General features: G+C 56.1%; 19 protein-coding genes and 1 pseudogene. 13 read left to right on the forward strand and 7 right to left on the reverse strand.

The annotated features are described in order from the left end of the window. Positions 1-189: 189 nt before the first annotated feature. The 3 genes from E9531_RS00005 to E9531_RS00015 form a co-directional block, all read right to left on the reverse strand. Positions 190-1,521, reverse strand: a complete 1,332-nt coding sequence (locus E9531_RS00005; protein ID WP_136571693.1) for an amidase — start codon at positions 1,519-1,521, stop codon at positions 190-192. A 141-nt stretch (positions 1,522-1,662) separates the two neighbouring features. Further along, a complete protein-coding gene (locus E9531_RS00010) occupies positions 1,663-2,730 on the reverse strand; it encodes an extracellular solute-binding protein (protein WP_136571694.1) in 1,068 nt (355 codons plus the stop codon). Positions 2,731-2,757: 27 nt separating this feature from the next. Continuing rightward, positions 2,758-3,750: a polysaccharide deacetylase family protein gene (locus E9531_RS00015; protein ID WP_136571695.1), complete on the reverse strand. Its 993-nt coding sequence runs from the start codon at positions 3,748-3,750 to the stop codon at positions 2,758-2,760. Between the two features lie 363 nt (positions 3,751-4,113). Here E9531_RS00015 and E9531_RS00020 point away from each other — a divergent pair, with 363 nt between their 5' ends. The 8 genes from E9531_RS00020 (at position 4,114) to E9531_RS00055 (ending at position 11,286) form a co-directional block, all read left to right on the forward strand. After that, positions 4,114-5,199 carry an ABC transporter ATP-binding protein gene (locus E9531_RS00020; protein ID WP_158291682.1) on the forward strand — a complete coding sequence of 362 codons (1,086 nt, stop codon included), beginning with the start codon at positions 4,114-4,116 and terminating at the stop codon, positions 5,197-5,199. A gap of 15 nt (positions 5,200-5,214) precedes the next feature. Then, the gene (locus E9531_RS00025; RefSeq protein WP_136571697.1) at positions 5,215-6,066 is read left to right on the forward strand and encodes an ABC transporter permease; all 852 of its coding nucleotides are present in this window, start codon (positions 5,215-5,217) and stop codon (positions 6,064-6,066) included. After that, positions 6,059-6,904, forward strand: a complete 846-nt coding sequence (locus tag E9531_RS00030) for an ABC transporter permease (protein ID WP_158291683.1) — start codon at positions 6,059-6,061, stop codon at positions 6,902-6,904. Before E9531_RS00025 ends, E9531_RS00030 begins: the two co-directional genes overlap by 8 nt. After that, complete coding sequence (locus tag E9531_RS00035) at positions 6,894-8,204, forward strand: Zn-dependent hydrolase (RefSeq protein ID WP_136571699.1); 1,311 nt, start codon at positions 6,894-6,896, stop codon at positions 8,202-8,204. Before E9531_RS00030 ends, E9531_RS00035 begins: the two co-directional genes overlap by 11 nt. Further along, positions 8,191-8,979: a GntR family transcriptional regulator gene (locus E9531_RS00040; RefSeq protein WP_136571700.1), complete on the forward strand. Its 789-nt coding sequence runs from the start codon at positions 8,191-8,193 to the stop codon at positions 8,977-8,979. Before E9531_RS00035 ends, E9531_RS00040 begins: the two co-directional genes overlap by 14 nt. Positions 8,980-9,062: 83 nt before the next feature. Continuing rightward, complete coding sequence (locus tag E9531_RS00045; RefSeq protein WP_136572218.1) at positions 9,063-9,530, forward strand: RidA family protein; 468 nt, start codon at positions 9,063-9,065, stop codon at positions 9,528-9,530. Positions 9,531-9,761: 231 nt separating this feature from the next. Beyond that, positions 9,762-10,136 (forward strand): oxalurate catabolism protein HpxZ, encoded by a 375-nt coding sequence (gene hpxZ, locus E9531_RS00050; RefSeq protein ID WP_136571701.1) that lies wholly within the window; start codon positions 9,762-9,764, stop codon positions 10,134-10,136. A gap of 172 nt (positions 10,137-10,308) precedes the next feature. Continuing rightward, the gene (locus E9531_RS00055; RefSeq protein ID WP_136571702.1) at positions 10,309-11,286 is read left to right on the forward strand and encodes a bile acid:sodium symporter family protein; all 978 of its coding nucleotides are present in this window, start codon (positions 10,309-10,311) and stop codon (positions 11,284-11,286) included. 238 nt (positions 11,287-11,524) lie between these two features. On the opposite strand, the pseudogene E9531_RS00060 reads toward E9531_RS00055, so the two are convergent. Then, positions 11,525-11,860: pseudogene (locus tag E9531_RS00060) on the reverse strand (transposase); the annotation flags it as partial. Positions 11,861-12,276: 416 nt separating this feature from the next. Then, positions 12,277-13,506 carry a DUF445 domain-containing protein gene (locus E9531_RS00065; RefSeq protein ID WP_136571703.1) on the reverse strand — a complete coding sequence of 410 codons (1,230 nt, stop codon included), beginning with the start codon at positions 13,504-13,506 and terminating at the stop codon, positions 12,277-12,279. A gap of 178 nt (positions 13,507-13,684) precedes the next feature. Between E9531_RS00065 and E9531_RS00070 the strand changes: the two genes are divergently transcribed. From E9531_RS00070 to E9531_RS00090, 5 genes are all read left to right on the forward strand, one after another. Then, positions 13,685-14,890 carry a M20 aminoacylase family protein gene (locus E9531_RS00070; protein ID WP_136571704.1) on the forward strand — a complete coding sequence of 402 codons (1,206 nt, stop codon included), beginning with the start codon at positions 13,685-13,687 and terminating at the stop codon, positions 14,888-14,890. 159 nt (positions 14,891-15,049) lie between these two features. Then, the gene (locus E9531_RS00075; RefSeq protein ID WP_136571705.1) at positions 15,050-16,966 is read left to right on the forward strand and encodes an autotransporter assembly complex protein TamA; all 1,917 of its coding nucleotides are present in this window, start codon (positions 15,050-15,052) and stop codon (positions 16,964-16,966) included. 187 nt (positions 16,967-17,153) lie between these two features. Continuing rightward, positions 17,154-17,447, forward strand: a complete 294-nt coding sequence (locus E9531_RS00080) for a hypothetical protein (RefSeq protein ID WP_136571706.1) — start codon at positions 17,154-17,156, stop codon at positions 17,445-17,447. Beyond that, positions 17,368-21,648: a translocation/assembly module TamB domain-containing protein gene (locus tag E9531_RS00085; RefSeq protein ID WP_136571707.1), complete on the forward strand. Its 4,281-nt coding sequence runs from the start codon at positions 17,368-17,370 to the stop codon at positions 21,646-21,648. Before E9531_RS00080 ends, E9531_RS00085 begins: the two co-directional genes overlap by 80 nt. A gap of 224 nt (positions 21,649-21,872) precedes the next feature. Beyond that, on the forward strand, positions 21,873-23,681 hold the full coding sequence (locus E9531_RS00090) for a cation:proton antiporter (protein ID WP_136571708.1): 1,809 nt from the start codon (positions 21,873-21,875) through the stop codon (positions 23,679-23,681). Between the two features lie 58 nt (positions 23,682-23,739). Here E9531_RS00090 and E9531_RS00095 read toward each other — a convergent pair whose 3' ends face one another. Together E9531_RS00095 and E9531_RS00100 are read right to left on the reverse strand one after the other, a co-directional pair. Continuing rightward, the gene (locus E9531_RS00095) at positions 23,740-24,399 is read right to left on the reverse strand and encodes a nitroreductase (protein ID WP_136571709.1); all 660 of its coding nucleotides are present in this window, start codon (positions 24,397-24,399) and stop codon (positions 23,740-23,742) included. A gap of 66 nt (positions 24,400-24,465) precedes the next feature. Further along, positions 24,466-25,176 carry an HAD family hydrolase gene (locus E9531_RS00100; protein WP_136571710.1) on the reverse strand — a complete coding sequence of 237 codons (711 nt, stop codon included), beginning with the start codon at positions 25,174-25,176 and terminating at the stop codon, positions 24,466-24,468. Between the last annotated feature and the right edge of the window lie 188 nt (positions 25,177-25,364).

Genomic DNA, 25,364 nt, shown 5'->3' on the forward strand with positions numbered 1-25,364 from the left:
TGCGTCTGGGCTTTGGGCAAGCTCGACCATCGGTTCATTTATGCAACAAAGCCCAGGGGGGGCGTCAGTCACTCTGATACGTCGGCGCCGTTTAAAAAAAGTAGAAAAAAATTTGCGGCAACACAAGGCCAAAAAGATCAACGCAGTGATGCTGGCAGTTTTTCCATTCATACGGAATCACCTCAGGCATCAATATGCCATTGCCGCAATGGGGGCACCCTCCTCACGTTGCGCACATTGCATGAGCAGGCGCGCTGCGCCCGCAAGCGCGATCTCATGGCCAGGGCGAACCACCAACTGCAAACCCAATGGCAAACCTTGTGCATCTTCACCTAAAGGCACATGCACGGCAGGCCAGCCCAGCAACGAAACCATCGAGCAAAAGATGGGGCTCCCAGTGCTGCTCAAACCTTCAGGTGCTGCGCCAGGTGTGCTGGGCATGAGCAGCACATCACATGGTTCTAACAACTGCGCGATGCGTTGCGCCAGCGGCTCACGTGCGCGTAACGCATCCAGATACGCCACGGCGGTGGTGGCTGCACCTGCATCCATCAATTCGCACAGCGCATGGCTCAGTGGCTGGTGATCGCTGGCGATTTCGCGCTCATGCGCCAGCGCCTGCGCCATTTCTGCCTGCATGATGGTGCGGTGGTGTTGATTGGCGAGGCCGTGCAATGTATCTAAAGAGACCGTTGTGACCGCGCGCACGTGCTGGTGCAGTTGTTCCTGCGTGGCCTCCAGCAAGGCCAAAATGGCTGGGCTGGCATGGGCGAGCAGATCGGATTGCAGTACCCCTATCCGCAATGCAGACATCGGCAAAGAGGTGTTCACGGGCAACGCAGGGTTCAAGCAGTGGGCAAGCCACTCCAGATCATCGACTGTGCGCGCAAAAAAGCCCACTTGGTCGAGCGTGTGTGACGTATCCAAAATCCCTTCGCGGGGGATCAAACCAGCAGCAGGCTTGTAGCCCAACACACCACAAAAAGCTGCAGGGCGGATGACCGAGCCATTGGTCTGCGTGCCAAGTGTCAAGGGCACCATCCCTGCTGCCACTGCTGCCGCCGATCCGCTGGAGGATCCGCCGGGCGTGTGACAGATTCGATGCGGATTGCGTGTGGCACCCGGGGTGAAATAGGCAAACTCGGTACACACGGTTTTACCCAGAATGATGGCACCTTCGGCTCGCAGCATGGCCACGACAGTCGCATCGCGTTGCGGCTGGTGGTTGGCATACAGCGCACTGCCATAAGTGGTGGGCATGTCGGCCGTGTCCATATTGTCTTTAATGGCGATGGGCAAGCCATGCAATTTACCGATGGCTTGCCCTGCTGCGCGGGCAGCATCGCTGGCACGTGCGGCACGCAAGGCAGCCTGTGCATCCCAATACTGCCAAGCTTGTATGTGAGGTTCATATTGCTGGATCTGATCGATACAAGCCTGTACCAGCGCCTCACTGGTGATGTGGCGAGCGGTCAGGAGAGAAAGCGCTTCGGTCGCGCTGAGCGTGTGAAGGGGCTTCATACCAAGCAGAACAAAGAAAAAAAGACAGCACCAAAGCTGCGAGACGTGTCAATGACCTATGCACACGAGCAATCGCACAGGCCGGGCCATGCATCTGCCAGCAAGGCTACTGGAGCGCTAGCTGGCAGATGCTGCGAGGCATCAACGGCGACGGAAATCGCGGTTGAAGCGGTCAATCAACTCCTGACGTTGCGCTGCGATGCTGACCCAGTCCAAACCATGACCGGTAAGCAGCTCTGACTGGTCTTTGGCGACTTTGGCCATGGCACCGGTGAAGGCCACTTCGTTATTGCTTGGCACGCTGAAGTACGGCTCCTGCGCGAGTTGCTCTTGCACCTGTGTGTCCAGTAATGCATTCACATACGCAGCGGCATGTTCCATATTGCGCGTGCCTTTGGTGATGTGCACGATGTTGGAGACCACGCCCCACCCAGTTTCTGGCTTGGCAATCGCTACATCAACACCACGCAAACGCAGTGGCTCAACCACACTGAGAAAGCTCAAGGCAATATCGGCCTGGCCTTGCTGGAATAGCGGGCCGACTGCGCCCGGATTGGCTGGGATGGTGGCGAGATTGGGGCGCAGCTTTTCCAGCATCTTCCATGCGGGTTCGAGATTGGTTTCGCTGCCGCCGTGCATTTTGGCCAACTCAACCATCCACGTTAAGCCAATCGTGGTGTCGGGTCCGCTGATCAAAACACGCCCTTTATAGGACGGGCTCCACAACTCATCCCATGTTTTGGGTGGAGTTGTGATGGTTTTCGCGTTATAGGCGATGCCAAACACCTGCATGGCAGACATCACACCCATACCATCGGCACCAATCAGCGATGACGGCACTTTGCTCAAATTTGGGATCAGGTCTTTCGGCAAAGTGGCCAGCAGATCTTGCGCTTTGGCATTGATCTGCGCTGGCTCATCCATCATCACAACATCATACGGTGGGTTGCCTTTAGAGGCACTGAGCTTGGCCAGTGCTTCCACAATCAGCGCAGGGCTGATTGTCACATCAGCGCCTGTGGCTTTCTTAAAGGCGGGCGCCACGACGGAGCGCGCTGAGCGCTCCCACGTACCGGGAATGGCCATTGCCACCAGTCTTTCAGACGATTGCGCTTGCGCCCATTGTGGCATCAGCAAACCCGCGCCAACAGCGCTTGCACCAGCAAGAAAATGGCGGCGAGAAAAAGAAGTGTGATCAGAGGCGGGCATGGCGTTCCTTTTGATGGTGGTAAGAGATTAGAGGGAGGAGTGAAGGAGAGATGGGGGCGTCTCAGCGCGTGCCGCATGGGCATCGTGGGCGTGGTGTGGGTGAGGCATTTGTTGGCGACACAAGCGCGCGATTTCTAAGCGCGACGCCACCCAGACGCTGTCGCCCAAGCGCTCCAGCAGTTGCAACACACGTTCAAATGCCGCAAAGCGCCCGGGTCGACCTGTAATACGCAAGTGGTAGCCGATGTTGAGCAGCTTGGGTGTGCCGCGCTCACCTTCGGCGATCAACACATCCAGTGCATCGCTGACATATGTGACCATTTCGTCGGCGCATGCAAAGCCATTGGGATGAAAAAACTTCATGTCATTCGAATCCAAGGCATAGGGCATGACCAGCATCGGCGCTGGCAAGCTGGTATCGAAATACGGCAAGTCATCGTCCAAACCATTGCTGGCATATTCAAAGTCCAGTTCTTGCAAGAGCGCGCGCGTCCAGCGGCTTTCGCTGCCGCGACAAAAGAAACCCCATGGCCTTTGGCCGGTGGCCTGTTGGGTGACTTCGATGCAGCGTTGCAAATCAGCCCGTTCACGCGCAGGATGGTCGTAATCGGCATGCGGTCGCCAACGCCAGCCGTGGCAGGCCGCTTCATGGCCTTGCGCGACGATCTGTGCGGCAATATGCGGGCTGCGTTCTACCGCTTGACCGCACATATAAAAAGTCGCGGTACGGTTGTGACGGCGCAATGCATCCAGAAAACGCCACACACCCGCGCGCATGCCATAGGCAAACTGCTGCTCCGTGCCCTGATCCCATACACCCGCAGGCACCACACTGTGGACTTCAGCCACGCGTTCTGTGGTGGGGTCGCCATCGGCAATAGACCATTCGGCACCTTCTTCAAAATTAATCACAAGCGAAACCGCCACCTTGGCCTGATGGGGTAGTTGCAAGGTGGGTGGCGTAGCGCCCCAGCCGTGGAGGTTGCGGGAGCTAATCCCTTGAGATGAACTGGTCGTCATGGTGGCAAAAAGTGCATTGATGACAATCATCTGTGCACAATGTGTGCCACATTTTTGGCAAGTTTCTTGTTATAGCCGTTGCGCCTGTTATTGCTCTATAGAGAAGGATCCTTCGGCTCAGAAAAGCCTTCTGCTCTGCGTGAGTCTCATAAAAAAAGTGGCCAATAGCCACAAAAAATTGAACAAATATGGTGCGCAACGCACTACTTTTATGCGCACATGCACCATAAAATGTGCACATTTAATAAATATATGTGCTCATTTAATTAATGGGTGTGCATAAAACTGGCATGGTGATTGCATGAGTGATTGGCGCCGTCGCATTGCGTTGGCGACCGACTCCACTATTCAATGCGATTTTTTATGTCCCACTCACATACGGCTCTCAAGCTTTCACAAATCATGGTGTCCTACGGCGCAATGCGTGCCGTCAATGGGGTGGATCTGGAAACCCACTCGGGCGAGTTGGTGGCTTTGCTGGGTCCCAGCGGTTGCGGCAAAACCACCTTGCTGCGGGTGATTGCAGGCTTTACACGTTGCGACAGTGGCACCGTCTTGCTTGGCAATCAAGACATCACTGCATTGCCGCCAGAGTTGCGCCGCATGGGGATGGTGTTTCAAAACTACGCGCTGTTTCCCCATTTGAGTGTGGAGGCCAATATTGCCTATGGTCTCAAAGCGCATGGCGCTTCACGCGATGAGGCCACCCGCAAAACCCGCGAAATGCTGGAGGTGGTTCGCATGGCTGGCTTTGGCGCACGTTTGCCGCGTGAATTGTCTGGCGGGCAACAGCAGCGGGTGGCGTTGGCGCGGGCACTGGCGATATCGCCACGCTTGTTGCTGCTCGATGAGCCGCTGGGCGCATTGGACAAAAACCTGCGCGAAGAAATGCAAAGCGAGTTGCTGCGCATTCAGCGTGAGTTGGGCATCACCACCTTGATGGTGACGCACGATCAGGAAGAAGCCATGTCGATGGCCGATCGCATTGCCGTGCTGAACAAGGGCTCCATCATGCAACTGGGTACCCCCAGTGAGATTTACGACGCACCACAAAATGAATTTGTCAGCAGTTTCATGGGCAGCTCAACGGTGTTGGATGGGCAGCTCACGCGGCTCGCGCAGGATCGGTGGCGCATGCAAATGCCCAGTGGTGTGCATTTTGAATTCCACTGCATTGGCCCCTGCACGCGCAATGGCCCCGCGCGACTGGCCTTGCGCCCAGAGCAATTAGAGCTCAGCGATGTGGGTGAGGCTGCGCAAGTGGTGTCGGCCAGACCGATGGGGCAAATCACACGCCTGCAAGTGCGCGTGCGCGACGGGACTTTGCTGCACCTGTCTGCCGAACGCAGTGCCCATAGCGATCATCTGGCTGCAGGTACTGCGGTGCAGGTGCGGGTGCGTCCGCAAGCGCATTGCTCGGTGTTTGTGCCGCCCGTTGTGGCGCAATGAAGAGGAGACAGGACGATGCAAAAAACCTCTGCTTCTGGCGCATTGAGTGGCCCTTGGTTGGCGACTCCCTTGCTGGTGTATTTTTTGATTTTTGTACTGGCGCCGCAAATCGTTTTGGTGGTGATGAGTTTTCGTGGTCTGGAAGGCGCGCTCACACTCACGCATTTCGCGCGTGTGCTGACTGACCCGATGACTTACGACGTGCTGATCGGCACCTTGCGACTCGGGCTGCTGACCACGCTGCTGACCTTGGTGATTGGCTACCCCTATGCCTTGGGTATGGTGTACGCGGGTCCGCGTCTGAAATCCTTATTACTGCTATTGGTGGTGCTACCGCTGTTGGTCAGTGGGGTGGTGCGCACATTCGGCTGGATGGTGGCGCTTGGCAACCAAGGCCCCATCAATGAGCTGCTGCTGTGGCTGGGCATCATTGAGCAGCCGTTGAAGCTGCTCTTCACCGAAAAAGCCGTCGTGATCGGCCTCACACAAATTGAAATGCCGATGATGGTGCTGGCGCTCTACACCGTGCTGGGGCGTATGGATGCGAGCTTGCTTTTGGCTTCGCGTTCGCTGGGGGCCGGGCATTGGAAGACCTTGGTGCAAGTCATTCTGCCTTTGAGCATTCCCGGTCTGATTGCAGGTTGTTCCTTGGTGTTTGCCTCTGCCGTGGGCAGCTTTGTCGCGCAAACCGTATTGGGCGGCGGCGGGCTTTTGTATATGCCGATGTACATCTACCAGCAGTCGATTCTTTCGCAAGAGTGGGCGTTTGCCGCGGCTTTGGCGGTGGTTTTGATGGTAGCGGTCAGCAGCATTGTGTTTGCAGGCAATGCCTTGGCACGCAAATCGAAAGGGTACATCTATGGCTGATGGACAAACATCAACAAGCCGGGCTCAGCGCGTGCGTGCACGGCTCAGTGCTGGCAGCTGGTATGCAGCACTGGCTTTGATTGTGGCTTTGGGATGCACTATCTTGATCGTGCCAACTTTCTTTGCCTTGGCCACATCATTCAACGGCGGCGAAACGCTGCGTTTTCCTCCGCAAGATCTGTCGCTTCGTTGGTTTGTTGCCTTGTGGACAGAGTCCGACGATCTCTGGGAGGCTGTCTCCGTCAGTTTCCGCGTCTCAGTGTTGGCCGTGAGTGTTGCTGCCGTATTGGCCACAGGTGCGGCCATGTACCTTGCACGGCAGCAGTCGATGTGGGCGCGTGCATTGGAGACATTTTTCCAGTCCCCCATGATGCTGCCGGGTATCAGTCTGGGATTGGCTACGCTGATTTGGCTGCAAATGCTGGGTATGCAACTGTCGTATTGGTCTTTGGTGATCGGCCATATTGCCATCTCTACCCCATACATCTTGCGCACTGCCTTGATTGGGTTGGGGCAAATTGACCCCAGCATCATCGATGCCTCGCGTAGCCTAGGCGCTAGTCAGTGGCGCACGTTTTTGCGCATCGTCCTGCCACTTGCGGCACCGGCGATTTTTGCAGGCAGTTTCATTGCTTTCATGTTCTCGTTCGACAACGTGCCCGTTTCGATGTTCTTGTCTGATGCGCGCAGTGAAGTGCTGCCCATTCGCCTGCTGCACCTGATCGAGAGCTTGTTGGATGTGCGCGCCGCTGCGGTGGCCAGTGTTCTGATTCTTTTTACCGTCGTTTTTTCGCTGCTCATGGAGCGGCTGCTTGGAGTGTCCCGTTATGTTCGCTGAAACCACCATTGCACCGACTTGTTCTCTCGCACAAGACATCACCCCGGAAATCACGCTGGCCAGCCAATGGTTTGACACATTGCGTGAGCGCTCGCGCAGTGCCTTGGGCGTGACGCGTGCCTCATTTGGCGAGGGCGAGCAAATGGCACATGACTTGATGGCCGAACAAGCCACCCGCTTGGGTTTAGAGCAGCGCGTGGATGCAGCAGGCAATTTGTACTTGACCTTGCCTGGGCGCGATCGCAGCTTACCGGCAATCATGACCGGCTCGCATATGGATACCGTGCCCGATGGCGGTAATTTTGATGGCGCTGCCGGCGTGGTGGCGGGGATGGCGATGCTGGCGCGCTGGGTGCGTGCAGGCCTAGTGCCGCAACGCGACATCACCGTCATGGCGGTGCGTGCGGAGGAGTTGTCTTGGTTTCCCGCGCCTTACGCAGGCAGTCGCGCTGCATTTGGCTTGCTGCAATCGCATGAGCTCGACGACTGCTTGCGCCCCGATACGGGCTTGTCGTTGTTCCATCACATGCAAGCGGCTGGTTTCGCGCCCGAGCGCGTGCGGGCAGGCGAGAAGCAACTGGACCCGGCTCGCATCCACTGTTTTTTAGAGTTGCATATTGAGCAGGGACCATTTCTGGTGCAAGAGGGGTTGCCGGTGGGTATTGTGACGGGCATTCGTGGCAATCTGCGCTATAAGCACAGCCGGATTTTGGGGCAATACGCCCACGCGGGTGCTGAGCCACGCCGCTCACGCCATGATGCGGTGATGGCTGGGGCAGAGTTTGTGCAACGCCTGGAGGCGCTGTGGCTCGAGTTGGAGCAGGAAGGCAAAGATCTGGTGTGCACGGTTGGGCAGTTTTATACCGATGCCAAAGTCCACACCATGACCAAAGTGCCGGGTGAGTTGCGCTTCACGATGGATATTCGCAGCCAAGACAATGCGCTGCTGCTGGAGATCGATCAGCGCCTGCGCGTGATAGCGCAAGACATCAGTGCGCGGCGTGGTGTTGTCATTGACTTGGGCGACTTTACCAACGCACGTCCTGGCCTGATTCATGCTGGTCTGCATGCACAGCTGCTATCTTGCGCAGCGGCGCTGAAAATTCCTCATGTGGCCATGGCCAGCGGTGCGGGGCATGATTCGGCAGTATTCAGCCAACAGGGCATTCCGACCGCCATGGTGTTCGTGCGCAACGAGCATGGCAGTCACAACCCAGACGAAGCAATGGAGATCGCAGACTTTGCAGAAGGTCTGCGGGTGCTGATCGCTGCAGTGGAGCATATTGATGAGCAAGGATGAGCAACTGATAGACGGGGCTGATGCAGACGCCTTGGTGTACCAACGCATTCGGCGGGCGATTTTGTCAGGCCTACTGCGCCCAGGCATGAAGCTGCAGGAGCCGCGTTTGGCCAAATTGCTGGGATGTACGCGTGAGCGCGTGCGCAAAGCTTTGCACCACCTCGCCCATGAAAAGTGGCTGGACATTATCCCCAACAAAGGGGTGTTTATTCCGGTTCCTAGTGTGCAGGAGCTGCATGCCATTTTTGAAGCAAGGCGCCTGATTGAGTTGGGCGTAACGCGCCAGCTGGCTGAGCGCAGCCATATTCTGGATATGCAGCCCTTTTTCGATCATGTACGAAAAGAGCGGGAGGCCGCCGAGGAAAACGACCGCTCAACGGTGGCACGTTTAGCCGCTGAGTTCCACTTCTTATTGGTGGAGAGTTTGCACAACCCGCTGATCACCGACATGCACCGCGGGCTGATGTTGCGCTCATCGCTGCACTTTTCTTTGTACGCCCCGATGAATTTGCAAGCAGGGGCAGGCAATGGTTGCGCCGGTCCGCATGAGCATGAGGCGATTGTGCAAGCCCTGCTCGATGGCAATGGCGCGCGTGTTGAAAAACTCATGCAGCGGCATTTAAGCCAGTTGGAAGTGCTGTTGTCGGCACGTCAGCCCAAAACCGAGTTCTTGCCGTTGGAGGAAGTGTTTGCCTCAATCGGCCAGAACGTAGGTGGTACAGCCACGGCTGGCGATGAAGTGCTATTGGGCACGGATTCATGCTGTGCCGATTAACGCGGCCTGTTGTCGCCGTAACGGTGTGAACCGGGCGTTGGCCTCGTACTTTTTATTCATCTCTCTATTCGTGAAAAATGGCTATGTTTGACTCTATTTCTCAACGCTTATCTGAACTGGGTTTGGTTCTGCCCGAGTTGCCGCGACCGCAAGCCAACTACCTGCCGTATAAGCGGTTTGGCAACCTTGTGTTTCTGGCAGGCCAAACCAGCATTGGCCAAGTGCTCTACCAAGGCACGTTGAGCAAAGCCGAAGATGTTGAGGCCGGTTATGCGGCGGCCCGCCAATGTGGTGTGCACTTGATTGCAGCGCTGAAAATGGCTTGTGATGGCGACCTCAGCCGTGTGCAGGCCTGTCTCAAAGTCAACGGTTATGTGCAAGCCGCTGCTGGGTTTGATTCGGTGCCAGCGGTCATTAACGGCACATCAGACCTATTTGTTGAAGTCTTTGGTGAGGCAGGCACCCATGCGCGTACAGCGATTGGCGTTTCCGTCTTGCCACGCGATGCCAGTGTGGAGGTGGAGGCGGTGTTTGCTGTGCGCGAGCACTGACTCATCAAGATCCATCTGCATCGCCCGGTACCTATGCTGGCGTTAGCGCTTGTTCTAGGGATAGGGCCTGGCGCTGCAGCGTAAAGCGGCTGCTCAGCCCCTGTTTTCTTTTCTTGTTTTCTGCCATTGATTGACACCTCGCATCGCGTCAGAGGTGGGCGTCAGCCTGTGCTTTGTGCAGCAGCAATGGCTTTTCTCTTGTCTTTTTTCTTTCTCATCACGAGGTGCATCATGCAAATCAATAAACCTGAAATCGTTGAAGAAGTCACACATGCTTTTATGCGCTATGAGCGCGCGCTCACCAGCAACGACGTCGAGGTGCTGGACGAATTGTTTTGGAATAGCGAGCACACGGTGCGCTTTGGCGCGACAGAACACCTGTACGGCTTTGCCGAGATTCAGGCATTCCGTGCGGGGCGTCCGTCACAAGGGTTGGATCGCGATATGCTCAAAACCCAAATCACCACTTTTGGCGATGATCTCGCCACCGCGCACTTGGAATTCCAACGCATTGGCTCCGACAAAGTTGGGCGTCAAACGCAAACGTGGGTGCGCCTGCCGCAAGGCTGGCGCGTGGTGTCCGCTCACGTCAGCATGCTGGCCTGATTTCGGCTGCTTCACTACTTCAGGGCAGTGAGTGGCATGGCCATGCACGGAGTCGCGGTACCAACCTAAGTGCGTTGGTTGACCACGAGCCCCTCATTTTTTACTAACAAGCCATGCCCGTTATGCCCCTATATCAGACAGTGGCTGGAGCACCTTTGCCTTGCAATAATTTATGAAAATCATTCGCTGGTTGCCCGATACGTTTGTGCTGTTGATTCTGGCTGCGGTGCTGCTGGCATCGCTGCTGCCAGTTGCTGGCCAAGCTGCACAATGGTTTGGCTATTTCACACAAGCGGCCATTGCGCTGCTGTTTTTTATGCATGGCGCCAAGCTGTCGGCGCAGCAGGTGCGTGCTGGCTTGGGACAGTGGCGTTTACATCTCGCAGTGTTTGCCTGCACGTTTGCGCTTTTTCCACTGCTGGGGTGGCTATTGCGCCCGGTGTTTTCTGCGGTGGTCGGACAAGAGCTGACTCTCGGGCTGTTGTTTCTCTGCGCTTTGCCTTCTACCGTTCAGTCCTCGATCGCTTTTACTGCCATGGCTGGCGGCAATGTGGCCGCGGCGGTGTGCAGTGCCGCCACATCCAGTTTGTTGGGCGTTTTTGTCACCCCTTTGTTGGTCGTGCTCATGTTTGGTGTACATGGCGACTTTGCGTTGGGGCCTGCGGTGTTGCAAGTGGCATTGCAACTGCTGTTGCCTTTTGCGCTGGGGCAATGGGCGCGCCGCTGGATTGGTGCGTGGGTGCAGCGCCATCGCAGTTGGCTCAAGCAGGTGGATAACAGCTCGATTTTGCTGGTGGTCTATGGTTCGTTTTCGGCTGCTGTGGTGGGCGGTATTTGGCAACGTGTCGATGCTTGGCATCTTGCACTCTTGCTGGTGCTGTGTGTGATGTTGCTGGCCTTGGTGTTTGCCATCACGCTGGGGTTGGGGCAACTCTGCGGTTTTGCGTGGGAAGACAGAAAGACACTGTTTTTTTGTGGTTCCAAGAAAAGCCTGACCACGGGCATTCCATTGGCGAATGTGTTGTTCCCAGCAGTCAGCGTTGGCCTGATGATTTTGCCCACCATGTTGTTTCACCAAATCCAATTGCTGGCATGCGCCTATGTGGCGCGGCGCTGGGGGCATGCTGGTAGTCAAAGTCAAGCCCATTAAGACGCATTTTTTTTATGCCCCGCTCATTCTGATAAAGCGGTCGATTGTATGGGCTTTGTTGCATAAATAAACCGATGGTAGAGCTTGCCCAAAGCCCAGACGCAGTTATCCCGCGGCGACCGTTCTGGGGCAGCCCAATTGGGCGAATCGATTCAAGATGGCCGCTCGCACATTGAGCTCCACGACCTGTCTCTCAAAGGTCTTGGCCTTGACTTTTTCTCCGAGCTTTTTAAAGCAATTCATCTTCACCCAAGAACTTCATCCCCGTCGAATCGACGAGCAGATACAGTCCCTCTTTACTGGGTATGTAATGCACCTGTACATCCAAGTCTCTTTGCCTGCGACAGACTGTGCTGAAGTCAGGAGCCTTCCATGGCAGGCCTGACAACTTGATGAGCGATTCGACCAAGCCAATGGTCTGGCGTAGCGCCAAATTGAACAGCCCTTTGAGGGTCAGGCAACACTGAATGGCTGCGTCCGAATAGCTTTGCCTGCGGCCTCGCTTGCCGCTCGCTGGAGGCTGCCACTGCATGTCTGGCTCAAACCACACGGTGAGCGAACCTCGCGCCTTCATTGCCTGGTTGTACTCTTTCTAGTTCTTTGTTCGGTATTTACGCGTTGACCAGCTTGATTCACGCATGCTCAGAGACTACTACTGTTTACGGCTCGGTTTGTGCAACAAAGTCTCGAAAATGCGCAATGCGGCGTTGCCTGCTTTGCGCATACAGACGTATGCGCTGCAACAGTTGCCTTGCATGGCCTTTTTTGTTTTGAGCCTTGCGCGACCGTGTGGAGCTCCTAAGCACGTTCTTAATGCACGAGTTGCGCGTGTACGTTGATTGCCCCAAATGGGCTCCCTAAAAAAGATTAGTGCCAGATAACTGCGTCTCAATTTTAGAGGGCCTGTTTTTTTGTTGAATGCAAAAAACGTGTTGTAGGTGTTGAAACATGCCTGAACGCTGGCGTTTTGTTTCAAGGGGCTTGGTTGGTCTAACTGCCAATCAACCACTGCGTGACGCTGAAAATGGCCAAGCCCACCAAACCACCAACGAGTGTGCCGTTGATGCGGATGTACTGCAGGTCTTTACTCAAATGCGATTCGACTTCGTCAATCAGCTCACGGGTATCCCATTCACCCACGCGATCGCTGATGTGGCGACGGATGGCGGGGCGGTAATAGTCCACCACTTGTGGCCCAAGTTCTTGAATTTGCGTGTTAACCCAGGCTTGCATGTCGGGGTTGTGCGCGAGCTCGCGCCCCATGTGAGTAATGCCTGCTTCCAAGCGCAATGTTAGGGGGGAGTCACTACTGCGCAAATCCTGTGACAGCCAACGCAGTAGGTCTGCCCAGACGTGCTCCAGGTAGGTGTTCAATTGCGGATGCTCGAGAATTTGGTCGCGCAGTTGGTTGGCCTTGGCTTGGAGTTCTGGGTCTGCCTTGAGCCGCATGATCCAGTTTTGCACAGCTTGATCCAGCCGCTGGCGCATGGGATGGTCAGCAGACTCGCCCATGTCTTTAAGGTTACGCGCAATGGCATTGATGATCTTGCGTGTGGTCAGGCGCGCGGCAGCCTGGTCGAGCGCCAAATAGCGTAAAGCACGCAGCTCTTTGGCAATGGCTTGTGTGATGTGTTGTTGTGTGCTTTCACTTTCCACCGCCCTGGCCAGTTGTGCGGTCAGGTCATCGAGCAGTTCTTGGTGGCGCCCTTGCGCGGTTAGGGAGTCGAGCACGGCCGCACTGCTGTTGGAGACATCCATTTGTTGCAAGGCTGAACGCACATTGCGCGTGAAAAAGGCCCGTACTTTGGTGTCGTCCATTGCTTCTAAACCAAAGCGGGTCGTGGCCAGCAAGGGCTGCAGAAGTCGCTGCGCATTGCCGGGCGACTGCAGCCATTGGGCGAGCCAGTGCGCAGCATCCCACTGTGCTAATTTATTGCGGATGTAGTTCAGGCTCAGGAAATTGCGGTCAATGAAGTCGGCCAGACCTTGGCCCAGTCGCTGCTGGTTTTTGGCCAGTACGGCTGTGTGGGGAATGGGGATGCCCATCGGGTGGCGGAACATGGCCACCACGGCGAACCAGTCGGCAAGCGCGCCCACCATGCCTGCTTCAGCGAAGGCGGCGACATAAGGCCAGAGTGGATGCTGGTGGCGTAATGCGGTTGCGACCGCATACAAGGCGGTGACGACAATCAAGAGAAAAAGGGCAAGGGGGTGGCGCATGGTGCAGACATTCCGTGTCGAAGGGCTGATGTGCAAGAGAATGGGCTACTATCAAAACTTTCGGTAAAGTAGGGTGCGCTGGGCCATGGATGCTTGGGCTTTGCTGCCAGACGCTTTATGAAGCATAACGGCGCAAGATGACTTTGAACCGATAAGACGTTGCTGGGTGGGAATATTTATGAAACTGATTGATTCTATTGTGGCCAAGGCGGAGGCGATCGAGGCGATTCGCAAAGACATTCATGCGCACCCTGAGTTGTGTTTTGAAGAACACCGCACTGCCGATGTGGTGGCCAATTTGTTAACGCAGTGGGACATTCCTGCTCATCGTGGCTTGGGCACGACCGGTGTGGTCGGCATCGTGCATGGCCGTGATGGCGGCGCCAGTGGTAAGGCCATTGGTTTGCGTGCAGACATGGATGCCTTGCCAATGCAAGAGCGCAATACCTTTGCCCATGCCAGTACGGTTGAAGGCAAGATGCATGCTTGCGGCCATGATGGCCATACCGCGATGCTTTTGGGGGCTGCGCAGTACTGGGCGCAAGGGAAAAATCGTGATTTTGATGGCACTGTCTATCTGATTTTTCAACCTGCAGAAGAGGGCGGCGGTGGCGCCCGCGAGATGATTCAGGACGGCTTGTTCAAACAGTTTCCGATGGATGCAGTATTTGGCATGCACAACTGGCCGGGCATGCGCGCTGGAACGATGGCGTCAAGCGCAGGGCCCGTCATGGCCTCGTCCAATGAATTTCTCATTACTGTCAAAGGCAAGGGCGGCCATGCTGCTATGCCACATATGGTGGTGGACCCTATGCCGGTGGCATGCCAGATGGTGTTGGGTTTTCAGACCATTGTGAGTCGCAATGTCAAGCCCATTGATACGGCAGTGGTGTCGGTCACCATGATTCACGGAGGAGATGCCACCAACGTGGTGCCACAGAGTTGTGAGTTACAAGGCACGGTGCGTACCTTCAATGTCCAAACGCTGGATTTAGTGGAGGCGCGCATGCGCACCATTGCGAACGACATGGCCAGTGCTTTTGGCTGCGAGGTCGACTTTGAATTTCATCGCAATTACCCTGCGACGGTGAATACTGCTGCTGAAGCCGATTTGGCCTTTCGCGTTATGCAGGAGGTGGTGGGCGTGGAGAATGCTTTGCCACAAGAGCCGTCTATGGGCGCAGAGGACTTTTCTTTCATGCTGCTGGAAAAGCCCGGTGCATATTGTTTTATCGCCAATGGCGATGGCGACCACCGGGCGGCAGGCCATGGTGGAGGCCCCTGCACGCTGCACAACGCCAGTTACGACTTCAATGATGCCTTGCTCCCATTAGGGGCTACCTATTGGGTGAAGTTGGCGCAACGTTGGTTTGCGGAGCATTGAATAGCAGGTAGGCGCACCATCGTGCTGAGCCAAAAGGAGGGTATCCCTCCTTTTTTTATAATTTGTTGACGCTCAAGCGTCACTAATCCTGCTTTTTATCGGTGGTTTGAGGCGTTCGCTTACAGTCAAAATCGTGCAGCAATGTCAGAATATGCCCCCATGATTGAGACCTCTTTATTTGACCGCTACTTGACCAGAAAGTCTCTCGCGTATCGGCGAACAGGCTATGCAGCGCTGTTGCTGCTGACGCTTGGCTTGCAGGGCTGCGGAGTGTTGGGTGGTACTAAAACACAAAGTGAAGAACAGGATGCTGCCCAAGAAGCTGGTGCTGTTGCTGCCACAGAAGGGGATGTGGCTTTTGATGTGCAAGTCCATAGTGATGACCGCAGTATCGCCAGCCATTTGGAGCAGCATCTCGATGTGCAGCGCTACACCCGATTCCCTGATCTGCAAGAGAGTGAATTCAATCGCTTGTTGATTGAGGCAGATGCTAATGCGCGTGATTTGTTGGCGGCTTTGGGCTACTTCAACCCTGAGTTGACCCTGACAGTGCAGAATAATCCAGAAGGTAAGGGTGTGCCGCGCTCGATTGTGGTGCAAGTGCAGCCTGGCGTGCAAACCGTGGTGCAAAGCCACCAGGTCACATTCGCAGAGCCGATGGCCAGTAACCCTGAGGCCCAGGCGCAACGCCGACGGATTGAGCGCCGCTGGAGTTTGCAAGACGGCGATCCGTTTACCGAGACCGATTGGAGTGCAGCCAAAAGTGCAGGCTTGCGTGAGCTGCAAAAATACCGTTACCCCACTGCGCAGATTGCCAATAGCCAGGCACGCGTCGATGCGGATGCCAACAAAGCGGATGTCAGCGTAGAGTACGACGCTGGCCCGGCGTATCGGTTTGGTGAGGTCAAGCTGACCGGGGTGGAGCGCTACGATGCGCAAGGCATTCGCAACATCGCCCGCATTCCTACGGGGGCAGACTACAGCGAAGAAGAACTGTTGGATGCGCAGCAACGATTGGCTGCCAGTGGGTATTTTGATTCTGCATTTTTAATGCTGGATACAGAAAACAGTGCGCCAGACCATGCGACTGTGGTGGCCCAGTTGCGCGAAGCCAAATACCAGAAGGTGGTGTTTGGCGTGGGTGTCTCTACTGATGCAGGGCCTCGGCTGTCGATTGACCATACGCACAACAAGCTGTGGCCTTTGGGGTGGCGCACGGTCAGCCAGTTGGCTCTGGACAGCAAAAACCAGAAGATCTCCAGCCAGGCCACGGCGATGCCCAATGAGAAGGGGTGGGCTTGGTTCATGGGTGGCAAGCTCGAACGTGCTGACGTGGGGGATGTGAAAGCCAACAGTGTGTCCCTGGTCGGTGGCCGCTCCAAATCGGTCGGTCATATTGATCGCCGTTACTTCCTGCAGTACGACATCAGCCGGGTGATGGGCGGCAGTGAACTTAGCGGCAGTGCTTCTTCGATCATGGCCAATTACGATTGGACCGGGCGTTACTTTGACAGCAAAAGCAATCCTTCTTCAGGGTACGGCTTGGGGGCAGAGGTCGGGGTGGGCTATACCTTGACACCGCAGCAAGATCCTTTTTTGCGTACGCACCTGCGTGCTTTGCAGTTCATTCCTTTTGGGGCGCGTAATGAGGTCGGACGCAGAAGCCGTTTGGCTGTGCGCGGCGATCTCGGGGCCGTGGTGGCTGACAGTGGTGTCAAAGTGCCTGCGTCTTTGTTGTTCCTGACTGGTGGCGACACTACTGTGCGCGGCTACGGCTTTGAAAGTATCGGCTCCAGAGCGCAAGGCGATGACCTCTATGGTGGCCGTTACATGGCTGTAGGCAGTGTGGAATGGCAGCGCCCCGTCACGCTGTTTGGCAATGCGACGGATTGGGGGCACGCAATGTTTGTGGATGCAGGTGCCGTGTCTGATGAAACATCCCAAATGCGCGTCTATACCGGTGTGGGGACGGGCATTCGCTGGAACAGCCCGGTTGGCCCTATGCAGGCGGATGTGGCTTACGGCGTGCAAAAGCAGCAAGTGCGCGTGCATTTGCGCATGGGTTTTTCATTCTGATGGGCTCGCATGGCTTTGCATGGTGCAAAGCTGCACGGTGTGTTTGAGCAGCGTTTCTTGAATAGCGCCCCAGATGGTGCCTTGGCCCCGTGTTTTGCCCTGCACGGTAGCGCTGTGCAACCCGGCGATGGCGCTGGGTCGGCTGTGAATCTGGTGTGCGTACCAATAAGAAAAGGTTTTGATTTGTATGGCTGATCGTCATTCGGACTCTGATACGGCTCCTGTTGCAGTCGCTGCTGGCCGGCGTTGGTTGCGGCGCGTGCTGTGGTTGTTACTGGCGCTGGTGCTGTTGGTAGTAGTGGCTTTTGGGGCTTTGCTGGCATGGGCCAGCAGTGCTGATTCTCTACCGCGTACCTTGCAGTTGGCACAAAAATATTTGCCGCAAGAGCAGTCCTTGCTCTATGCAGGGGCCCAAGGTTCTATCACTGGGGGGGGGGGCAGTCGAGCAACTGCAATGGTCAATGCCAGGTGTGGCCGTTGAGGTGGAGCAATTCAAGCTCGATTGGAGCCTGTCGCAGCTGTTCTCCCGCGCACTGGATGTTCGGGCATTGCAGGCTGATCGTATCCACGTCCGGTTAACACCCACGCCGCAGCAACCTGAACCACCTCAAGAACCCTTTGTGATGCCAGAGCGCATTACCTTGCCTATTCATGTGAGCGTGCCATTGCAGGTGGGCCGTCTGGAGGTGGAGTCCGTGGCTGACGATGGCAGTAGTCAAACACAAACGATTGAGCACTTGGCCGCGCAATACCGCTATGACGGCCAGCAGCATGCGCTGCAATTAAATAGTCTGCAGTATGGAGATAGCCGCGTACAAGCCCAACTGAATGTGGGTGCAAATGATCTCTCTGTGCATGGTGTTGTAGGGGCTTGGTTGCACCAATTGGTGCCAGATGTGCCATTGACTATGCATGCCTTATTGACGGCCGATGGCAGTCTCGCTGGTGGTGATGCTGCTTTGCTGCGCATTCAACTGGACGGGCAGGAGCAAGGCCAGAGTTTGCCAGTGAGCGAGGCGACAGATTTGCTAAAACCTATGCGTGCGGCGCAATCAGAAGCACAAACCGCCACGCCGGGCGCTCAAATTGCACTCCATGCTGAAATCGCCCCTTGGCGCAAGCAACCCGTGCAAACTGCGCTGTTGCAATTGCAGCAGTTGAATGCACATGCATTCCATGCGGCGGCACCGCAAACCCAATTGCAAGGCACTGTACGTATAGAGCCCGATGCGTCTGGCACAACTGCAGCTGCTGACTTGGCATCTTCCATGTGGAAAGTCGTGGTGCAACTGGATAACGCCACGCCCGGTGCATGGGATCAGGCGCAGCTACCGGTACGCAGCATTGCTGCGCAGTTGCACTATGCCCCCACACAATTGACGATCGAGCAAGCCCGCGTCGATCTGCAAGGCGAGCAGGCCGCTGGCCATGTGCAGCTCAAAGGCAGCGCAACGCCACAGCAATGGGGCGACGCCCAAGTGATCTTGGAGCTTGATGAAGTCAACCTGCAGCCTTTGATGGCGTCATTGCCACAAACAGCCTTTACAGGCCAAGCCACGATTGCACCATTGGCGGCAAATGGTGGCGGGGCAGCCACTGATATCACCCAGGCGCAATGGGCTATTGCAACCGACATCCGTAATACCAGCGCGGGGTTGGTTGACCAGCAACGTGTGCCCTTAACGCGTTTGGTGGCACAAGCCCAAATGACGCCACAGCGTTGGATTGTGGAGACTGCGCAAGCCCATGTCGGAGATGGGCAAGTGCAGTTGAGCGGTTTTTTTGATCCGGCATCCCAGCAGTTGGATGTGCGTGGCCAAGTTCAGCAATTGCCTTTGGTGCAAATCCATAGTGAATTGGCCGCAGAGCAAGCACCTGCACTCAATGGGCAATTGTCGGTTGTGGGGGCATTGGATTCTCAGGTCGATTTTGATGTGGACATCCACAACGCGCAAGCCGCAGGTACTAAGGCTAGGACGAGCCGCTGGAACGTACGGGCCCTGCAGGCCAAAGGGCAATGGAGCCCCAGCTTGTTAACGGTAGAGCGTGTGCATCTTGATGCATTGGCTGCTAAGGTCGATGCCAATGCCGTTCGTGTGGCTTTGCCCCAAGCCGACCAAATTGAAGCGACCATCAAAGCCGCAGCACCGGGCCTGAGCATGGATGCGGATACGCACATGCAACTCAATACAGGTTCTGGGAAACTTGCGCTGAATGTGGTTTCGGCGCAAGAGCTGGTGCAATGGCTCACAACCTTGCCTGTGGTCGGCAGTCAATTGCCGACGATGAAAGCATCGGGCCAGTTGCGACTGGATGCCGACTGGAAAGGGGGCTGGCAGCAATGGCTCAATGAAATGCAAAAACCGGTGGCAGCATCGCAAGTGCAGCTTCAGGCGAAGGTGCAGAGCCAAGGGCTCAAGCTGGAATTGGCATCTTCAGCGCCTACAGAGCAACAGGACAAAGGACAGTCTCGTGCAGGTGGCAGTAGCGGAGCAGTTGCCGCCAAAGCCACGCAACTCGATGTGCGCCAGTTGGACTTGCAGTTGCAGGGCGACCCCTCTTCTGCCACGTTGGCGTTGACTGGCGATGTATTAGCCAATGGTGCGCAAGCGCAATGGGAAACGCAGGCCAAACTGTCGCAGACCACATCGGCTGGCACCGCTGCCTGGACCGTGCTGGTGGATCAATTGTCTGCAGCCGCGACATTGCCAGAACAAAAGCAGCCCTGGCGCTTGCAATTGGTCGATCCGCTGCAGGTCACGGCCAAGCCGGGTAGCACCTTGCAGGTCAATACATCAGCAGGGCAGATGCGTTTAACACCGCCTGCAGACGTAGCTAAAGAGGGCGAGCAGCTCAGCCTGCAATGGCAACCCGTTGCCTTTACGCAGCGGGCTAATGGTGCCTTCACGCTGCAAACCCAAGGCCAACTCCAAGGGTTGGTGCTGGCATGGGCAGACGGTTTGGTGCCGCAAAACCCACCATTGCAGGGTGCGGGCATTCATTCGAGCTTGGTATTGAGCGGGGGCTGGAATGTGCGCGTGGCCGATACATTGGATATTCAGGCCTTCTTGACACGCGATCGCGGTGACTTGTGGCTGGGTGATCCGGTGGTTGAGGAAATCAAAACCACCAACGAAGCACAAGACAAAATTGTGCAAACCATGCAGAAACCACACAACAAAGGGGTCGCTGCAGGTATCAAAACTTTGGAGGTGCGCGTGCAATCGCAAGGCGATGCCATTGCGACCACTTTGAACTGGGACACTGAGCGGGCCGGTGTGGTGCAAGCCAATGCGCAGACCACATTGCGTAAACAAGCCGGTGCCTGGACACTGGCAAACAATGCGCCCTTGAGTGGGCGGGTACAAGCCAGCATGCAAGATTTGGGTGTGTGGGCTGGTTTGGCTCCATTGGGCTGGCGCATTACAGGGGCGTTCAATGCAGACGTGAACTTGGCTGGCACGCTCAATGCGCCGCAATTGCAGGGGCAAATTCAGGCTGATGGACTGAATTTGCGCTCCGTTCTTGACGGGGTGGATTTACATAATGGCCGTTTACGCGCGGCTTTGGCAGGTGATCAGCTCACCATCAATGAGTTGGTTTTTCAAGGCGGCACTGGCAGCCACGCCTATGTGCGTGGTATGAGCGGCAACCGCACCCAAGCGCCGGTCGAGCGCGGGCAACTGACAGCCAGCGGCACCATTGACTGGGGGCAGGCGGCGACGGCAGACAACTCCGGTATTGCGATGGACATCAAAGCGCGCTTGGAGGCCATGCAGGTTTTGGTGCGCAGTGACCGGCAGATCAGCCTCAGTGGTGACTTGGCTGCAGGATTGAACAATGGGCAAATGCGGGTGCGTGGTGATATCAAGGTTGATCGTGCTTCTATCACCTTGCCTTCTTCTGGTGCGCCGACATTGGGCAGTGATGTGGTGGTTGTGCGTAGCAGCGATGTGCAGGACGACGCACAGATGGTGTCGGGCCAGCTGCAAACGGCCAAGCCAATGGACATGGAAGTGAAGCTGGATCTGGGGCGCGACTTTGCGCTGGAAGGCTATGGCATCACGACCCGCCTTGAAGGCGAACTGGCCATCCGCAGTACCACACGTGGCAACGACCCGGTTGCGATCGTAGGCGAGATTCGGACCGATGAAGGCCGCTATCGCGCCTGGGGGCAAGCGCTTAACGTGCAAACTGGGGTTGTCATGTTCAACGGCCCTTACGCCAATCCATCCATCAACATGCTGGCTGTGCGCCCCAATATTGACGTGACGGCTGGCGTTCGTGTGACAGGAACGGCGCAAGCTCCGCGTGTGCAACTGTATTCGGAGCCGACCTTGCCTGACTCTGAGACTTTGTCTTGGGTGTTGCTGGGGCGCGCACCTAATGCGGGAAGCGGCGATGGCAACGCCATGCAGCAGGCGGCATTGGGGTTGGTTGCCAACAGTGTGGGCAGTGGTTTGGCGCAAGGTCTGGGCTTTGATACGGTGGGCTTGAGCCAGAATGGTGTTGAAATTGGCAAACGCCTGTCTGACCAGTTGTATGTCACCTACCAAGCGGGCTTGGCGGGGGCGTCGAGCATGTTTTATGTGTTTTATGACATCACTCGTCGCATTACCCTGCGTGGCCAGACGGGTGAGGCCAGTGCCGTCGATCTGATCTATACCTTCTCCTATGACTGATGTAGGCAGTGGTTTTTTAGAGCGTGTTTAGAGCAGCTAACACAACCCTTGATACGTCGTAAGCAAAACCTTGTCGTACTACTTGTACTGCCTGCGGTTTTGCGCCTAGTTTCAACCGCAAACCTTCAGTTTACTGGGTTGTGTTAGCCGCTCTTAGCCAGTTATGCTGGACAACGGGGGGCATTTGCCCCCTTTTCTCTTTCTATTTGAATTTTGATTTCTTTATGCAATTTTCTGCCGCGCTGCAATTGGCAGCATTGATCACCGCAGGTTTTCTGGCGCAGTGGCTGGCTTGGCGTGTGCGCTTGCCAGCCATTGTGTTCTTGCTGCTCATCGGACTCATTTTGGGGCCTGCCTTGGGCTGGCTCAATCCTGAGGCTGTTTTGGGCGAATTGTTCTTTCCGGTGATCTCGCTGGGTGTTGCCATCATCTTGTTTGAAGGTGCCGCCACCTTGCGTTTTCGTGAGGTGCGTGGCCTGCAAGGAACCGTGCTGCGCCTGGTAACCGTGGGCGCCGTTGTGACCATGGGGCTGCTGGCAGTGGCAGCGCACTATATAGCGGGGCTATCGTGGGGCTTAGCCGCTTTGTTTGGTGCGCTGACTTGTGTGACGGGCCCCACCGTGATTGCCCCGATTTTGCGTAGCGTGCGACCCAACATACGCATTGCCAATGTGCTGCGCTGGGAGGGGATTGTGATTGACCCTATTGGCGCTTTGTTGGCCGTGTTGGTTTACGAAATTGTGCGCAACGGGCAGGGTGGCCATTCATGGATGGTCTTTGGCGAAACCGTGTTGGTTGGCTCTGTGGTGGGGGCAGTCAGTGCGTTGGTGTTGGCGGTGTTGCTGCGCAGGCATTTGATCCCTGAGTTTTTGCAAACGTATGGCACCTTGGCTTTGGTGTTGCTGACGTTTTCAGGTTCGAACCAAATGGCAGAAGAGTCAGGCTTATTGGCGGTGACTGTGATGGGCATGATTTTGGCCAATATCAAAGGTCTGGCGATTGAAGAAATTGTTTCGTTCAAGGAGCATCTCAGTACGCTGTTGATCAGCGGTTTGTTCATCATGCTGGCCGCGCGCATGCCTTGGCCATTGCCGCCAGGTGCTTGGTGGATGGGCTTGGCCATCTTGCTGATTGCCCAGCTGATTGTGCGCCCAGTGGCGGTGTGGGTCAGTACTGTGGGCGGTGGTTTGAACTGGCGTGAGCGTGCTTTGATTGCCTGGATTGCGCCGCGCGGCATTGTGGCGGCGGCCGTTTCTGCTTTGTTTGCGCTGAAGCTGGACCAGCAAAATCTGGATGGCAGTGATTATTTGGTGCCACTGACCTTCGCATTGATTATTGGCACTGTGGTGCTGCAAAGCTTTACTGCAGGGCCGATTGCGCGCCGCCTGAATGTGTTGGCCCCTAAACCTCGTGGCGTGCTGCTGGTTGGAGCGAATGAGCCCGCGCGAGAAATAGCCAAAGCGCTGATCGCTCAAGGATTTCCTGTGCGACTGGCAGATGATGATTGGTTTGATGTTCGGGCCGCCCGCATGGATAATTTGCCTACTTGGTATGGCGATCCGGTCAGCGAACGGGCTGTGGACTCACTCGACTTGAGTGGTATTGGCCAACTTTTTGCCATGTCGTCGCGGCGAGAGTTGAATAACTTGGCTTGTGTGTATTACCGCAGTGAATTTGGTCGCAATGCCGTGTATGAGCTGGCCATTCGCGAGCCGGGCGAAGGCACTGCTGCTGCGGAGGCCGCTGAAGGCATCAAGGCCCCTTACCTCTTTGGCGCAAGCACTTCGATTGCTTTGCTGCATGAGCGCTTGCAACAGGGCTGGCGTATCAAGGCGACGCGCATGGCGGAGGCTTTTGGAAAGGACGATTTCTTTGCCCTGTATGGCCAGGAGGCCATCGCTTTGTTCTCTGTAGATGAACAGGAGCGCCTGCGGGTGGTTGCCCAAGGCCGGCCTTTGGTGGTTAAAACGGGCTGGACCATTGTGGCGCTGGTGCCGCCAAAAGAGAGAGATATTCTGCCTTTTGTAGGCTGAACATAGCCCGTACGTGAACAGGTGGTGAGATTGGTAAACACATTCTTAGAGTGTGCAATCAAAAGCCTCGCAGTTGCAGCCACTCTTGCGGTGCGGCGCGGTCGGCACGCCACTGATTGATGGGGGCTGACATATCGGCGTATCCAAGCGACACACCAAAGGCCACCATATACGCATCGGGCAAGTTGAGAAAAGGCTTGAGGCCACTTTGGTAGCGGCGCCAAAAGCCTTGTGGGCATGTGGCCAGACCATGCTCGGTAGCCAGCAACATCAACGATTGAAGGTAGATACCCAAGTCAGCCCATTGCGCGTTGCCCATGCGATGGTCGACACAAATGAGCAGCCCCACTGGTGCGCCGAAGAAGCTGAAGTTCTTGGCCAATTGTTCCAGCCGTGCGGGCTTGTTGTCGCGGCCAATCTGGAGACTGGCGTAAAGGTCTTCGCCATTTTTGTAGCGGCGGCTGCGGTATGGATCCCACAGGTTGGCGGGATAGGATTGTGTGTTGTCGTTATCGTCCGCTGGGCTTTGGCGAACCGCAGTGACCAATTCCTCCAGTGCGCTGCCGCGTAAGGCAATGACCTGCCATGGTTGCAAGTTGCCGCCAGAAGCAGCTTGTGCAGCCTGCACCAGGATGCGTTGCACCAACGCTGCATCAGGTTCTTGGGCTGTGAAGGCGCGGGCAGAAAAGCGGGCCTGCAAGGCAGATTCGACGGACATGCGAACAATCCTTTGTAAATGAAGTGGTACAGATTTAGCTGCGCTCTGCTGGTCTATGCGTGCCTGTCAGGTGCTGTGCAGTGCCGCTGAGCGGCCTGTCAATGTGGCTATTTTTGCTGGCAAGTCACCCATATGGGTGATGAAGTGTTGCACACCCAATGCACGCATGCCTGGCACATAGTCGCCCAGCTTGTCATAGCCAATGACGGTGGCGCCCGCTGCCATACCCGCGGTGCTGCCAGGGATGGAGTCTTCAACCACAAAGCAGTGCGCGGGGGCAATCCCCAGTGATTTCGCCGCTGCGAGGTACACATCAGGATGCGGTTTGTTGCGGGGTAGAACCTGACCGCTGAAAATGCGGCCTTCAAAGTAGCTGTACAAGCCCACACGCTTGAGTTGCAATTCCAGCTTCAATGGATCGCCTCCAGAAGCGCAGGCAATGCGGCCACCGAACTGGTGGTGAAGGGCTTTGATGGCATCAATGGCGCCAGGCTCGGCTTCGAGCTCTGTGCTCAGGCGCGCGTTGCGTCTGGCGTAGAAGTCGGCCATCCATGCTTCTGTCAAGGGTTTGCCGGTTTCGGCCTCAATGCGCTGGCGTTGGTCGCGCACTGCAATGCCGTGGAAGATGGCATAGCATTCGTCATAGCGCAAAGCCCAGCCTGCTTCGTTGAACATTTGGCAGAGCACCTGGTTGGTGATGCCTTCGCTGTCGACTAACACGCCGTCGCAATCGAACAAGACAGCTTGGTAGGCGCAATTGGGGGAAATGGCAGTCATGGCAATAGAGATAAAAAGAATGCGGTAGTGAGATTGAGGTGGGTTTTGCGCAGAACTCCCGCTAGGGGTGCTGTGCAAACGCAAGAAGTGCGCCTTATAAACCCCTCATGAGACAGCTTGATGACGCAGCTGAACAGGTGCATCGTCTGCGTGCAGTGCTGTCAGGCGTTTGTGTGAGATCGTGAGCA

This window comes from Lampropedia puyangensis (genome assembly GCF_004833285.1).
GTDB classification, from domain to species: Bacteria; Pseudomonadota; Gammaproteobacteria; order Burkholderiales; family Burkholderiaceae_C; genus Lampropedia; species Lampropedia puyangensis.